The sequence below is a fragment of the Curvivirga aplysinae genome (assembly GCF_009711445.1).
GTDB classification, from domain to species: Bacteria; Pseudomonadota; Alphaproteobacteria; order UBA8366; family Aestuariispiraceae; genus Curvivirga; species Curvivirga aplysinae.
Genome location: NZ_SMMC01000124.1, coordinates 1 through 14,366 on the forward strand (window position 1 = coordinate 1; position 14,366 = coordinate 14,366).

The following is a 14,366-nucleotide window of genomic DNA, read 5'->3' on the forward strand; positions in this document are numbered from 1 at the left end:
TTAATTCCTCTGGCAAGGTAAGGATCAAATAAATGAAGAATAAATTACCCTTAAACGAAGTATTACTTGGTGATTGTATAGAATTACTTAAGTCATTACCTGATGAGTCTGTAGATATGGTATTTGCAGACCCACCTTATAACTTACAGTTAAAAGGTGAATTACATCGTCCAAATAATTCAAAGGTGGACGCTGTTGATGATGATTGGGATAAATTTTCCAGTTTCGCATCCTATGACAAATTTACGAATGATTGGATGAAAGAAGCGCGTCGTGTCTTGAAAAAGGATGGCACCATCTGGGTGATTGGTAGTTATCATAATATCTTCCGCGTTGGTTCCACCATGCAGGACTTGGATTTCTGGATGTTGAATGATGTGGTATGGGTCAAAACAAACCCGATGCCAAACTTTAAAGGCCGTCGTTTCACAAATGCACATGAAACAATGATCTGGGCGTCTAAATCCGAAAAGTCTAAATATACATTTAACTATGATGCGATGAAGGCAATGAATGATGACCTTCAAATGCGTTCTGATTGGGTGTTACCGATTTGCAGTGGTGGTGAGCGCCTAAAAGGGGAAGATGGTAAAAAAGCACATCCAACACAAAAGCCAGAAAGCTTGTTGCATCGTGTGATTATTGCCTCCACAAATCCGGGTGATGTGGTCCTTGATCCGTTTTCTGGTACAGGCACAACAGCAGCAGTTGCAAAACGTCTAGGTCGTCAATATATCGCGCTGGAACGTGAACAATCCTACTATGATGTATCTCAGAAACGCTTGGCAGAAGTTGCAGTTGCAAGTGACTTGGAAGCTGTGTCTGTAACCCAACCAAAACGCAAAGAGGTTCGCATCCCATTTGGTCGTTTGGTTGAAGAAGGTCTTTTGAACCCAGGTGATAAGCTTGAAAGTCCTTGTAAGAAACATGTGGCGAAAGTACGTGCTGATGGCACAATTGTAACCGGTAGCCATACAGGATCTATCCATAAAGTAGGTGCGGCAGTCCAAGATGCGCCGAGTTGTAATGGCTGGACATATTGGCAGGTAAAAGCCGACAGCCGTAAGAAAATACCGATTGATGTTCTTCGTCAAAAAATTCGCAGTGACATGGGTGAGGCAGTGAAACAAGCACTGACCGAGAAATTTGAGCCTAAGTCACGCAAAAGAGCTCCACGTAAAACCGATGTCACATCGGAGATGCGTGTAAACTAACTCTTGCCGGAGTGGTAGCGGGTTTGGGAGATGCGCCCAATATGACCTGTTATCTAAAATGGGGTCTGCTTTTGATCGAGCGGGCCCCTTTTTCTTTATCTAAATTCATTTCTATTGATCTAGATTATTTTCTTTTCCAATTAATAGGCGTATACAGTTGCAAGTCATTCTTAATTAGATGGGGCATAGATCATGTATTCACGTCGTCAAATCCTAAAGGGATCGTTATATGGAATGGGGGCAGCGGCGGTAGGTAGTGGTATTCCTCTCACATCAGAATTGATGGCATCTACTCCACGTACAGATTTTGTGGCCCAACATATTTCCCATAAATTGGGGACAAATGATGTTGAAACAAAAAACATGTATAGCTTTGGTCCCACAATCCCACCGACGATCCGCATGAAACGTGGTGAAGAATTCCATGGGCGTTTGATTAATAATCTGGAAGAACCAACAACGATCCATTGGCATGGCTTTAGACTTCCCAACAATATGGATGGAGTTGCCTATCTGACACAGCCATATGTCTATATGGGTGATAGTTTCGATTATAATTTTGTTCCGCATGATGCGGGGACCTATTGGTATCATCCACATTGTAATTCTTTGGATCAACTGTCATACGGCATGACCGGTATGATTATTGTCGAAGAAGATGACGATCCGGGTTTTGATCAAGACATTCCGATTAATCTTCGAGATTTCCGATTGGGTGGTGATGGGCAATTTATTAAGTTATATCAGCCCAGAAAGACCGCGCGGGCAGGTACATTTGGCACCATGCGCACAACAAACTGGATGAGTGAGCCGACTTATGAAGCGCAGGCCGGAAGCCTTGTGCGTTTGCGTCTTTGCGTCACAGATGTAACACGGATTTATAAATTATCTTTGCCCAAAGATGGAGAGGCAAAAGTTATCGCAGTGGATGGACATCCTTGTGAGCCATTTCCATTAAGGCATTTCTCTATAGGACCGGGACAGCGGGCCGATGTTGCTTTACGTGTACCTGATGTTGAAGGTACTGAAATTGCCATTACAAATTATTCCTCAAACAATCCTTGGGATGTGGTTAAGATCAAGGCCAAAGGTCAATCTGTTAAACGTGATTTGGCTGAGATTGGTGCTTTGCCTGATAATCCAGTGCCACGCCCTGATTTATCTAATGCGGAATATATCCCGATGGAATTTTCCGCCGCCGCGGAGAAGGCAGCGGTCCCTAATCCAATCTGTGGGGGATTAGGTTTTAAGTTTTGGGCTATTAATACATCCGTCTGGCAAAAAGACGGTGCAGGCGACCCTAATGAACCGATTAAAGTTTTAAAGAAAAACAAGTCCTATGTTTTTGAATTTATTAATCGTACACCTCACACACATCCGATCCATATTCATGGGATGACGTTCCAAATATTAAAAAGTAACAAACGTGAAGTTGCACCTTGGTGGACGGATACGGCCTTGGTCTTGCCGGATGAAAAAATGCAAGTTGCGTTAAAGCCGGATACCGAAGGGGATTGGTTGATCCATTGTCACATCTTGGAACATCAGAAAAGCGGAATGACCGCATTCATGCGGGTGGAATAAAGGCGTAAATTTTTACGCTTTTTCTTCTGCCAAGACAGGAATTAACTGGCTGGGTGTATCTTCAGGTTTACCAAGTCCTTCAGGCAGTTTCTCCAGATAAAGAGATGTGCTTGGGAAAGCAAAACCAGTTCCAGCATTTTCAACGACTTCTTTGATATCAAATGCAAGCTGTTCTTTGATCTTTAACCATTCCCCCCAATTTGTGGTTTGGGTGAAACAATAAAGCATAATATCGATGGAGCTTGCGCCAAAACTGTTGATACGTACAAAAGTGGATGCTTTATCTGCAGATACAAAGACATTCGTATCTGAGACAAGTTTTTCAATACCATCACGGATTTCTTTTAACTGATCCACAGAAGTTCCATATTCAACACCCAAAATCCAATAGATACGGCGATGAGTCATTTCGGAAAAATTGATCACAGGATTATCGGAAAGGGCTGTGTTCGGAACCACAACAGGTGCTTTATCAAACCGTCGGATGCGTGTTGATCTGAAGCCGATATTTTCAACTATACCCTCAGTCACACCGGAAACTTTAATCCAGTCCCCATTTTTAAAGCGGCTTTCAGCTAAAATCAAAATGCCTGCAATTAAGTTTTTAAATAGATCCTGCGCGCCTAAAGCGACAGCCACACCGAATAAGCCAAGGCCTGCAATCAAGGTGCCGACATTAATGCCCCATAATTCCAAAATAGCGGCCGCCCCAATTGCGGCGACTAAAACTTTTAGAATATTAGAAATCCAGCTGAGCAGTGCAGAATGTAGCCGTTTGTTTAGTTTAGTTGCGCCAAAAACAAGATATGAAAATTGCCCCAGTAATCGGAAGAGGCCCCAGAAAAAAGTGAAGACGATCATAGATCGAGTGGCTTTTTCAAAGATGGGCGCCAAAGCACCTTTCACATCCAGATATTGAGTGGCAAAGAAGAAACCCATTACAATTGGGATAAATGTCAACGGCCCTCTTAGAGCTTCTAAAACCTTACGATCAATATCGTTACTGGTGCGATGGGCAAAGGCCTCAATACGTGACAAAACAACGCGGGTAAAAACGCGTCTAATCAACAAGAAACCTATAAAAATGCCAATGGCGTTTATGTAACGACCAAAATCAACGCCGGCATAACCATTCTGCCAAACCTCGATAACTAATCGCATGAAATCGCCGAAACTATTGATGTCCATTTGAAGCCCTGTATGTGTTCTTTGCCAATATTGTTCTCAATTTAAGGAGATTTTAACGCTGTGCAAGGGAAACTGCTTTTTTAAAGACAGTTGGCAATCCAAATTCATCTAATTGATCTAGCGAAAGCCAAAAGTAATTATGCGGTAAATCACAAGTATTAGAGAGCGTGATTTTGCCAACAGAAAGAAAAAGATGGAAATGGGTGAAGGTATGTTTGGCTTCGCCTTCTGCTAGTTGATGTTCCAGTTTTGGGAGGAATTGCATTTTTTGCATAAGAGTGTCGATATCCGGCTCTTGTCCTTCAATCCAGTCTGTCCCCGGCAATCCCGGCATCTTGCCTAACAATCCTTTTTCTGGACGACGTTCCAACAGTAAATAACCATCCAAAGTCGTGATCCAAAGGCTCAGCCCTTTTCTGGTGGGTTTGATTTTCTTTGGTGCTTTTCTAGGTAATCCTTCCGCCTCCAACTTGCCAAGACAATGTGGTTGAATTGGGCAAATAGCACATTTTGGGGATTTAGGTGTGCAAATTGTCGCGCCCAAATCCATTAAGGATTGTGCATAATCACCTACACGGCTATCCGGTGTTGCAAGATTTGCAAGACGATAAAATTCTGCTCTTTCTTTGGGAAGCTCTGCATAAGATTTAAACACGCGGCTCATGACACGCTCAATGTTGCCATCTACGACGACAGCGCGTTGATTAAATGCGATTGAGGCGATGGCTGCTGCTGTGTAAGGACCAATGCCGGGAAGCATTAATAACTCTGCTTCGGTTTCAGGAAATTGACCATTGAAATCCTGCATGATGGTTTGTGCACATTTGTGCAAATTCCTTGCACGTGCATAATAACCAAGTCCTGCCCATTCTTGCAAAATATCTTCCAGCGGGGCATTCGCCATATCACTTATATCTGGCCAAAGATTGGTGAATTTTTCAAAATAAGATTTTACGGTAGCAACGGTCGTTTGTTGCAACATGATTTCGGACATCCAGACATAATATGGATTGGCTTTTATACCCGGATCGTGACGCCAAGGTAAATGGCGTCGATGCTGATCATACCAATCTAACATTGGGGGGGCTATTTTCTGGCCGAGCGCAATTTCGGTTTTAGTTGCGTGATCCATCCTGATCTATCTTTTCAATCTTTTATCTTTGCCAAATTATTGTTTTTCAAATTGGTAAACTAGCCCTTGGAATTGTGCAAGAGATGAGGGATATTAGTCTGATGAGTGAAAGTTATAAAAAACGTCCCTATAAACCGAAACGTAAAGCCGTTACACGACCTGTTGGTGAGATGATTCCGGGGTTGACCAAACGTGCCTTGGGGAAATATGGATTTGGTCAAGTCAGTCTGATTACTGATTGGCATCGTGTCGTTGGGGAACGTTTGGCGCAATTTTCTCAGCCGCTGAAATTACAGTTTCAACGTGGTCAACGCATGGGGGGCGTATTACATATCCGTGTGACTGGTGCTATGGCGCTTGAATTACAGCATATGGAACCTTTGCTTATTGATCGGATTAATACATATTTTGGGTATGGGGCTGTCGCATCTATCAGATTGAAGCAGGTTGGATCCTTGCAGGCGATTCGCAAAAAAACACCTGATACGGCACGAAAACGTGAGAAAAGCCTGAAACTGGATGATGACCAGAAAAAGGCAATTGAGGATCAAGTTTCCCATGTGGAAAACCCCGAAATGCGAGAATTACTGCAGCGTTTGGGAGAATCTGTCGCGCGCCGTAATCTTGCCACAAAGTCGTCATAGATAAATGTCGGGTGGGAAGAGACGGTTGCTTGCTTTTCCATTCTCACAGTATATTTAGGTTTAAATAATAAGAACCGTATCACACGGGTTAAGGAGAATTTTGATGTCCCTACGGGCTCTATTGGCAGTTGGTGCTGTTGCTGTTACCGCAGCAGGTGGTTATTTTGCATATTCCTCTTCTCAAAATGGGCAAGAGGTTGCGTTGAAGGAATTTGAATCTGTATCATTTATTTCCTCCGCACAGGCCGCGAATTTCAAAGCGAAAGAAGTTGATACGACCGATTATGGCGAAGATGCACGTATTTTTGGTGATCCAAATGCACCTGTAACTGTGTTGGAATTTGCGTCTATGACATGTGGTCATTGTGGTGCTTTCCACAATGAAAAATGGCCTGAACTGAAAAAGAAATATGTTGATACGGGGATGGTGAAATTCGTATTTAAGGATTTCCCATTTGATCAACGTGCGGCAGGCGCATCTATGATGGCGCGTTGTGTGGCCGATGATAAATATTTTGCTGCTGTTGGTGCTTTGTTTAAGACACAAGATAAATGGGCGCGCGCGCAGGACTATATGGGAGAACTTGGCAAGATTGCGAAACTTGCTGGTTTATCCGAAGAGAAATTTGAAGCATGCATGCAAGACGAAGCTGTTCTTGATGCGGTCTTAAAAGATCGTCAGGAAGGCATGCAAAAGTACAAAGTTGATTCAACACCGACTTTCTTTGTGAATGGAGATGAGAAAATTTCCGGTAACGTTCCATTGGAAGATTTTGAAGAGGTGCTTGATTCCTACTTTGAATAAGTAACCACAAGGTCGGCTCATGATGGGGTTATGGGCCGATCTTAATTGTGAAAAGGGGTAAGGGGATTTGCAGTTTAAGAAGCTGAGATTACACGGCTTCAAATCCTTCGTTGATCAAACGGAAGTCTTGATTGAGGAAGGATTAACAGGTGTGGTCGGTCCAAACGGCTGCGGCAAATCCAATGTGATTGAATCTTTACGCTGGGTGATGGGGGAAACGTCCGCTAAACGTATGCGCGGTAAAGAAATGGACGATGTGATCTTTGGTGGGTCAGGCAATCGTCCGCCACGTAACATCGCCGAAGTTACCCTGACACTTGATAACAAAGATCGCAACGCGCCATCCGCTTTCAATGATACTGATGAACTTGAAATTACACGCCGTATTGAACGGGGGAAGGGATCAGGCTATCGTATTAATGGACGCGAAGTACGCGCCCGTGATGTGCAGCTTCTCTTTGCGGATTTAGCGTCTGGTGCGAATTCAACTGCGATTGTATCCCAAGGGCGCATTGGGGCGCTTATTGGTGCGAAACCAGCAGAACGCCGTACACTTTTAGAAGAAGCGGCGGGCATTCGTGGTCTCCATTCACGTCGGCATGAAGCTGAATTGCGTTTGAAAGCGGCAGAAAGCAATCTTGAACGATTAGAAGATGTGATTGCTGCTTTGGATGTCCAAAATCAAGGTTTACAGAAACAAGCACGACAAGCAAATCGTTATCGCCGTCTCTCTGAACAAATACGACGATTTGATGCCATTCTGTTACATTTACGCTGGACCAGTAATGAAGAACAATTGGTTCAAGCGCGTGCGGCATTAGCCGAAGTAGAAGAGATCGTTCATGAGAAAACTCAGTTGGCGGCAAGTGGGGCTTCCTCACAAGCAAAAGCAGCTGAAAAATTACCGGAATTGCGTAAAAAAGAAGCGGAAGCAGCAGCCGAGTTACAACGTTTACAATTGGCAGAACGTGAATTAACCAATGAAGAAAGCCGTTTACAACAATCCCGTATGGATTTGGAAAATCGTCTTCGCCAATTAACCTTGGATATGGAACGAGAACGTGCGCTGGAAGGAGATGCACGCCAGGCTTTGGAACGTTTAGCGTCGGAAAAAGAAATGCTGGATGATGGTTCTTCTGATCAATTGGAAATGGTTGAAGAATTAAAAGAAGCTATGGAAGTGGCACAAGAAGAAGTGTCAGAAAAAGAAGTTCTTCTTAATCAGTTAACGGAACAGGTTGCCGGCCTAGAAGCACAACGTAATGCGTTAATGCAACAGGGGGAGCAGGCTGCAAGCCGTATCGAGCGTTTGAAGGAACGGGCGTCTGAATTGGCGATTGAAAAAGAGAACCTCGCACAGGATATGGAGTTGGTGGAAGAGCTAGATTTGGCAGAAGAAACTGTCATGGAAGCGGAAACCACTGTGGAAGCAATGCGAGAGGCTCTTGAAGTTGCCGAAGAAAGTTTACAACATTCAGTAGCAACGGAGCGTGAGGCGCGTGATCGTCTTCAATCGGAAGAAGTCGAAGGACGCAAGCGTATTGATGCAACCGAAGCTGAAAACAGACATGCGCTTCAAGAAACAGAAAAAACATGGCGTGATAAGTTAAATAAAGCAGAATCCAAGCTGCAAAATTTAAAAGCTGAATATGAAGCATTAGGGAAAATATTAGCAGCTTCTTTGACGGATATTGCAGAGCCCCTTGCTGAACATATTACTGTGGAAGCAGGTTATGAAATGGCGCTTGGCTCAGCCTTGGGGGACGAGCTGGATGCATCTATTCAGGCAGGTGAGCCGATTAGCTGGCAGGAAGTTCCCGGGGCGGAGAGTTTTAACTTACCATCTGATATGAAGTCATTGCTGGATTTTGTTAAAGCACCCAAAGCTTTGTCACGACGTTTATCTCAAGTGGCTGTGGCTGATAATGCTGATGCTGCAGCGAAGATGCAAAGTCAGCTTAAACAAGGACAACGTATTGTTACCAAAGAAGGTGGTTTATGGCGCTGGGATGGATATACCATTGTACCGGATGTTCCTTCGTCGGCTGCACAAAAACTTGAACAAAAGAAACGACTGGAAGAATTAGAAGGCTTAGTCAAAGACGCACGTGTTGAAGCTGAAGAAATGGTGGAGCAATCCTATATTCAGAAAAACCATCTGGAAGCTGAATGCGAAGCTAAGCTTGAACAGATGCGTATGTTGAATGAAGAAACATTGGAAGCGGTACAAACATCGTTTGCAGATGCGGTTGAGGCTTCTTCTGCCGCTGAAGAAGCAACCCGTTTAGCACGCGAAAATCAGCAAGCTGCCTATGGCCGTTTAAATGAATCACGCCAACATCACACACAACTGGCAAGCCGTGCAGCTGCGGCAAAATCCCGTTTGATGAATGTCGAAGACAATGCCAAACGCGTGGCAGATGAAATTGAAGAAGCGGAAATTTTATTGGCTTCATCTCAGAGTCAATTAGATGAATTGGAAGATGCCTCAACAGCGTGGGATCGGGTAAATCAGTTACGTGCCAATTTGGCGGAATTACGCAGTATTGCTATTCAGAAACAATCTTCCTATGACAATTTGCATCGGGAAGCCGAAGTAAAGATGAACCGTCTGCGTGCCATCGCGACAGAGGAGCAATCTTGGCAAGAACGTATGAGTGGTACATCTTCCCGGATGGAAGAATTGCAAATGCGTGCAGAACAAGCCGAAGAAGAAAAAATGCTTCTTGAAGCACGTCCTGAGGAAATTGCCGAGCAGCGCGTTGCTTTATTAGATAAAATTAATTTCTCCGAAGCGAAGCGCAATGTTGCAGCCGATGAATTAGCAGAAGCAGAGAAATATCAATATGATGCAGATCGTGCTTTAAAAGATGCTGAGCAAGCTTTGGCAGAAGTGCGCGAAACCCGTGTGCGTTTGCAGGCAGGTGTAGAACAAGCTCAATTAGCGTCCGATAACGTTGCTGAACGGATCATGGAAAAACTTGAATGTTATCCAAAAGATGTTCTTGCGACAGGTGGTGTCGGCGAAGATGAAGAATTACCACTACGTCCAGAAGTTGAAACACGTTTAGAGCGTTTGACTCGTGAACGTGAAAATATGGGGGCGGTTAACCTGCGTGCTGAACAAGAAGCCGCAGAACTGCAAACCCGTATTGATGAAATGAATGTGGAACATGAAGATCTGATCGAGGCGATTGCTAAATTGCGTCAGGGGATTTCAGCATTGAACCGTGAGGGGCGTGAACGCTTGCTTGCTGCTTTTGAAGAAGTAAACGGACATTTCAAGGAATTGTTTGTTCGCCTCTTTGGTGGGGGGGAAGCAGAACTGAAATTAACGGAGGCTGACGACCCGTTACAAGCTGGGCTTGAGATTATGGCATCCCCACCGGGTAAACGCATGCAGATTATGTCCTTGTTGTCAGGTGGGGAGCAAGCATTGACTGCACTCTCTCTGCTATTCGCAGTATTCCTGACCAATCCTGCACCTATCTGTGTTCTTGATGAGGTGGATGCGCCGCTTGATGATGCCAATGTGGATCGTTTCTGTAAGATGTTGGAAGAAATGTCCAATGCGGGAACAACACGTTTCTTGGTGGTAACTCACCATCGTATGACAATGGCACGTGTGGATCGTTTATTTGGTGTAACCATGGCAGAACGTGGGGTCTCACAACTAGTGTCCGTGGATTTACGTCGCGCTGCACAGATGCGTGAAACTGGATAATTAAGAGAATTTATTATTTTCAAAAGGCTGCTAAAAGTGAGTGACCCGTTGATGCTATCTGCCAATAGCTGGATCAACTTTGGAATGCATAATTGTATATAATCAAGTTGTGAGGCCTTTATAGTATTGGCAATTCCATTGTTGTTTTTTCGGTAGAGACAACAATGGAGGTTCGGTATTTACGGACATTTTTGTCTGCAAGAAAGAAGCGGCGCGTGAAAGCTTCGTAATGTTCCATATCCTGCGCCATGACGACCATGATGAAATCACAATCACCGGCGACACAGTAAAAATGCATGACTTGTGAGTCTTCTCGTGCTTTGCGTTTAAAGGCATCGATTTGATCAACGCGATCTCTTTCCAGTTCAATCCCTATAACGGCGGTGATTCCTAACCCAAGTTTCTTTGGGTCAAGTACAGCGACTTCCTTTTTGATGACCTTTGCTTTGCGTAAAGATTTAAGGCGGCGTTGTACGGAGGCTGTTGAAATTGCCGCGATCTCAGCGAGAGTTTGTATAGTTGTCTTTGCATCTTTTTGAAGGGCAGACAATAATCGTCTATCTATCAGGTCCATATCAATCACATCAGAAAAGTTAATAATATGATTTAATAAAATCATAAAATGTCAAATTAGTCTATTTATTCGATCATCATTTCTTAATATTATGCAGCTCATGAAACATGGTGCTATTACAATTCTCCCCCTCGCGCTCGGTGCAGCCGTTTATGGTTTTGCATTCGGGTTATTAGCTGCTCAAGTCGGATTCCCTTGGTGGGGAGTGGGCTTCATGAGTGCGTTCGTTCACGCTGGATCCTCTCAGATTGTGGCAGTTGAACAATTTTCTTACGGTTCGGCAGTTATCGGGGCTGTTTTTGCCGGTGCAGCGCTTAATCTTAGATATATAGGTATTGTTGCCTCATTATCCGAAATACTGAAAGATGTGCCTCTATCTCTTAAGCTATTTGCAATTCATATTACTGGCGATGAAAACTGGGCGCTGACTATGGCGGAACGTGCCAAGTCACCTGATATAGGTGTTAAATTCCTAGTTGGCTCCGGTTTGGTGATGATCTTTGTTTGGACATCTTCCACAATATTAGGCGCTGCTATCGGTTCCATATTACCGGATCTTGAGCAATTTGGACTTGGTTTTGCTTTTACAGCTGCCTTCATTGCGATGGCTCGTGGATTATGGAAAGGGGCAGCACACCTGATGCCATGGGCTGGGGCTTTTATCTCAACCATGGTGGTGGTGATGTTAGGTATGCCAAAGGCTTATGCTATTGTGGCTGGCGCAACGGTAGGACTGATCCTATCTTATCTCACCCGCTCTAGGAGAGGTAACTTGGTATGAGCGAAAAACACTGGCTCTTTATTATTACTTTGGCTGTTGCTGCTTATTCTATCCGTCTTCTTGGATTGCTCATCGGTGATAAAATTCGAAATTCTAGATATTCATGGATGCTTGATGACTTACCGGGTTTAATTATTATCAGTCTCGTGGCGGCATCAATGGCAGACCAATCTATACATACTTGGCTTTCTGCGTTTATTGCACTGGCTATTGCCATAAAAACCAATCATGTCATCTTGACCATGGGGGGCGGTATAGCGGCTTTTGTGGGACTTGGTTTATTGGTTTGATAACTCAAAAGTAAAAAAGGCGGGATGATTTAGAAATCATCCCGCCTGATTAAATTGATAAGTTTTACCTAACCTTGATGCTTTGCAACACGATCAAGGAAACTATCGATATCAGATTTTAATGTTTCAGATTGTTCTACCAGATTGTTTGTCGCGTCCATCACAGATTGCGTAGCGTGACTACTCTCCTCTGACATCTGGCTCACTTCTGCAATTTTTGCAGATAACTCACTGGTGCCTGCAGCAGCTTCCTGAGTATTGCGTGCAATCTCATGTGTGGAAGCACCTTGTTCTTCAACTGCGGCCGAAACAGAGGCGGTAATTTGAGACATTTCCTGAATGATGTTATCGATGCTTTCAATCGCCCCAACCGTTTCTTTAGTATCTTCCTGAATGCGACTGATTTGCGAAGAAATTTCACCTGTTGCATTTGCGGTTTGGGTTGCCAAGGATTTTACTTCATTCGCCACAACCGCAAAGCCTTTACCAGCCTCACCTGCACGAGCAGCTTCGATTGTCGCATTCAGCGCCAACAGGTTCGTTTGTTCCGCAATATCGTTAATTAAAGTAATAACTTCACCGATGCGATTTGCAGATTCATCTAGACCACGCACTAAGTCGTTACCGCGTTGTGTTTCATCCACTGCTTTTTGTGAAATACTGGTGGAATGTTGTACTTGTGCGGAAATTTCTTGTACAGAGGCCGCAAGTTCTTCTGCCGCAGCTGCAACTGTATTCACGTTATTAGATGCGCTTTCTGTAACCCGCGCAGCATCCATTGCTAAAGCTTTGGTTTGTTCAACGGAAGAGGACATAGATTGTGCTGTTGAGTTCATTTCGCTGGTCGCAGAATTTACCGATCCTAAAGATTGGTTCGCCTGACCGCTGAAATCATTTACCATATTACCAAGTTCGCGTGCTTTTTGGGTGCGTGCTTCTTGTTCCCGTGCACGTTCGGCTGCTTGTTCCTCACTTTGAATCATATTTTGCTTGAAGCCTGTTAAGACAGAAGCAATACGACCAAATGCGGTTTTAGAATCCATCGCTGGGATTTCTGTGCCGCGTGCATCTTCTGCCAACCCCTCCATAGAGCCTACAAGTGACATCATGTTACCAGCAATATTACGTCCAACGGCAACACCAATAATAGCCGCAACAACCACAATACATGCTAATAAAATCAAGATGAAGTTGCGCAAGTCATTTGCAGCTTCAATCGCTTCGTCACGCTCTTGATCTGCAATGACTGCCCAGTTGACGCCTGCAAATTCAAATGGCGCAAAGGCAGAAACAATGTCATTTCCTTCAGGATTTGTATAGCTATCAATGCCCATTTCACCTGCCAGAGCTAAAGCAACACCGTCATGTTCTTTGGAAATAGTAAGTACGGTGCTTTCATCTGAGAAACGAGAATCGCTTCGCATCGTGAAATCTGGGCCGACCAAATATGTTTCACCTGTGTCACCAAGGCCTGTAGCCTCATTCATAATAGCATTAATTGCACTTAATGGTGTTTGTAAAGCGACAACGCCAATAAGGCGTCCACGCTTTGATAGAAGAGGGGCTGCAATAAAACTCGCAGCCGCTCCATTGCTTGGCGCATATGCTTCGAAATCAGTGAACACGAACTGGCCGGGTTCCGTGATTTCAGATGCTTTGCGATAAGCTTCTGCTAATCCAGTTTCTTTCCACTGTCCTTCAAGGAAGTTCGTGCCATAGTCAGCTTCTTTGAATACTGAATATACGAGGTTACCTTTTTTATCGAAGAAGAATAAGTCTGCATAACCCTTGCTATTTCTAAAATCACGATAGAATTTATGATGCTTGGAATGGGCAACATTATACATGCTTCGATCACCTTCCACGCTATCATATTTATCTCTTTCTCCCTCTGGGTTGGGGTTGTCGGTGATAAACATTTTCTGCAAGGTTTGAGCTTTATCTCCATCCAGAAAGTTCCATCCAGTAACGAATTCGTTTAACACGGATGCTGTCGCCGGATTACCGGCTAAAAATTTAATATCCTGTTCAATTTGATTAAAAAGGATATTCATGGTGTTGGTTTTAGCAACCGCTTGACCTGCAAGTTTATTTTCTGCTCCCTGAGTGAGAGCGGATTGTGCAGAAATTAAACTGGAAATACCCACAACCACTGCTGACAATAGGGCTAGTGAAATAATAATTGTTGGTAAAAGTTTCCCCAAGGAAATGCGCATTAAAAAGGACATTTTGAAACCTTCTGTTCTTTCACAAATAAAATCGTTCGTATTTTTATTATTGGGCAATAAGGTAGTTCTTATCTAGTCCGTTGAAAACAAAAAAATAACAACCCATTCCCTGAATATAATTCGTTCGTTAGCCGTAGGTAATTCTACGGCGAAATAGTTTACGATATGTAAATATTTGTTAAATCTATGAAGAAAATAATGC

Annotated in this window: 11 protein-coding genes; 7 read left to right on the top strand and 4 right to left on the bottom strand. The window is 43.8% G+C overall.

Annotated features, from left to right (window positions below; genetic code table 11):
- The first annotated feature begins 32 nt into the window (after positions 1 to 32).
- Together E1160_RS03660 and E1160_RS03665 are read left to right on the top strand one after the other, a co-directional pair.
- Positions 33 to 1,214, top strand: a complete 1,182-nt coding sequence (locus tag E1160_RS03660; protein ID WP_155153644.1) for a site-specific DNA-methyltransferase — start codon at positions 33 to 35, stop codon at positions 1,212 to 1,214.
- Between the two features lie 192 nt (positions 1,215 to 1,406).
- Positions 1,407 to 2,798: a multicopper oxidase family protein gene (locus tag E1160_RS03665; RefSeq protein ID WP_155153645.1), complete on the top strand. Its 1,392-nt coding sequence runs from the start codon at positions 1,407 to 1,409 to the stop codon at positions 2,796 to 2,798.
- A 12-nt stretch (positions 2,799 to 2,810) separates the two neighbouring features.
- On the opposite strand, the gene E1160_RS03670 is transcribed toward E1160_RS03665, so the two are convergent.
- Together E1160_RS03670 and mutY are read right to left on the bottom strand one after the other, a co-directional pair.
- On the bottom strand, positions 2,811 to 3,959 hold the full coding sequence (locus tag E1160_RS03670; RefSeq protein ID WP_218048698.1) for a mechanosensitive ion channel family protein: 1,149 nt from the start codon (positions 3,957 to 3,959) through the stop codon (positions 2,811 to 2,813).
- 79 nt (positions 3,960 to 4,038) lie between these two features.
- Positions 4,039 to 5,118, bottom strand: a complete 1,080-nt coding sequence (mutY, locus tag E1160_RS03675; RefSeq protein ID WP_155153647.1) for an A/G-specific adenine glycosylase — start codon at positions 5,116 to 5,118, stop codon at positions 4,039 to 4,041.
- A gap of 101 nt (positions 5,119 to 5,219) precedes the next feature.
- Between mutY and E1160_RS03680 the strand changes: the two genes are divergently transcribed.
- The 3 genes from E1160_RS03680 to E1160_RS03690 all read left to right on the top strand — a co-directional run bounded on the left by E1160_RS03680 (position 5,220) and on the right by E1160_RS03690 (position 10,291).
- Positions 5,220 to 5,762 (top strand): DUF721 domain-containing protein, encoded by a 543-nt coding sequence (locus E1160_RS03680; protein WP_218048699.1) that lies wholly within the window; start codon positions 5,220 to 5,222, stop codon positions 5,760 to 5,762.
- A gap of 103 nt (positions 5,763 to 5,865) precedes the next feature.
- Positions 5,866 to 6,567: a DsbA family protein gene (locus E1160_RS03685; RefSeq protein ID WP_155153649.1), complete on the top strand. Its 702-nt coding sequence runs from the start codon at positions 5,866 to 5,868 to the stop codon at positions 6,565 to 6,567.
- A 67-nt stretch (positions 6,568 to 6,634) separates the two neighbouring features.
- Positions 6,635 to 10,291 carry a coiled-coil domain-containing protein gene (locus E1160_RS03690; protein ID WP_155153650.1) on the top strand — a complete coding sequence of 1,219 codons (3,657 nt, stop codon included), beginning with the start codon at positions 6,635 to 6,637 and terminating at the stop codon, positions 10,289 to 10,291.
- 118 nt (positions 10,292 to 10,409) lie between these two features.
- Here the strand turns inward: E1160_RS03690 and E1160_RS03695 are convergent, their stop codons facing one another.
- Positions 10,410 to 10,910, bottom strand: coding sequence for an Lrp/AsnC family transcriptional regulator (locus tag E1160_RS03695; RefSeq protein ID WP_218048700.1), 501 nt, complete (start codon positions 10,908 to 10,910; stop codon positions 10,410 to 10,412).
- Positions 10,911 to 10,965: 55 nt separating this feature from the next.
- Here E1160_RS03695 and E1160_RS03700 point away from each other — a divergent pair, with 55 nt between their 5' ends.
- Positions 10,966 to 11,646 (top strand): AzlC family ABC transporter permease, encoded by a 681-nt coding sequence (locus tag E1160_RS03700; protein ID WP_155153651.1) that lies wholly within the window; start codon positions 10,966 to 10,968, stop codon positions 11,644 to 11,646.
- Positions 11,643 to 11,936, top strand: coding sequence for an AzlD domain-containing protein (locus tag E1160_RS03705; protein WP_155153652.1), 294 nt, complete (start codon positions 11,643 to 11,645; stop codon positions 11,934 to 11,936). Before E1160_RS03700 ends, E1160_RS03705 begins: the two co-directional genes overlap by 4 nt.
- 68 nt (positions 11,937 to 12,004) lie before the next feature.
- On the opposite strand, the gene E1160_RS03710 is transcribed toward E1160_RS03705, so the two are convergent.
- Complete coding sequence (locus E1160_RS03710; RefSeq protein ID WP_155153653.1) at positions 12,005 to 14,164, bottom strand: methyl-accepting chemotaxis protein; 2,160 nt, start codon at positions 14,162 to 14,164, stop codon at positions 12,005 to 12,007.
- Positions 14,165 to 14,366 lie beyond the last annotated feature (202 nt).

Excerpts from the sequence above, each read along its gene's own strand:
- E1160_RS03660 (WP_155153644.1), top strand. The coding sequence starts at position 33 with ATGAAGAATAAATTACCCTTAAACGAAGTATTACTTGGTGATTGTATA.
- E1160_RS03665 (WP_155153645.1), top strand. The coding sequence starts at position 1,407 with ATGTATTCACGTCGTCAAATCCTAAAGGGATCGTTATATGGAATGGGG.
- E1160_RS03670 (WP_218048698.1), bottom strand. The coding sequence starts at position 3,959 with ATGCGATTAGTTATCGAGGTTTGGCAGAATGGTTATGCCGGCGTTGAT.
- mutY (WP_155153647.1), bottom strand. The coding sequence starts at position 5,118 with ATGGATCACGCAACTAAAACCGAAATTGCGCTCGGCCAGAAAATAGCC.
- E1160_RS03680 (WP_218048699.1), top strand. The coding sequence starts at position 5,220 with ATGAGTGAAAGTTATAAAAAACGTCCCTATAAACCGAAACGTAAAGCC.
- E1160_RS03685 (WP_155153649.1), top strand. The coding sequence starts at position 5,866 with ATGTCCCTACGGGCTCTATTGGCAGTTGGTGCTGTTGCTGTTACCGCA.
- E1160_RS03695 (WP_218048700.1), bottom strand. The coding sequence starts at position 10,910 with ATGATTTTATTAAATCATATTATTAACTTTTCTGATGTGATTGATATG.
- E1160_RS03700 (WP_155153651.1), top strand. The coding sequence starts at position 10,966 with ATGAAACATGGTGCTATTACAATTCTCCCCCTCGCGCTCGGTGCAGCC.
- E1160_RS03705 (WP_155153652.1), top strand. The coding sequence starts at position 11,643 with ATGAGCGAAAAACACTGGCTCTTTATTATTACTTTGGCTGTTGCTGCT.
- E1160_RS03710 (WP_155153653.1), bottom strand. The coding sequence starts at position 14,164 with ATGTCCTTTTTAATGCGCATTTCCTTGGGGAAACTTTTACCAACAATT.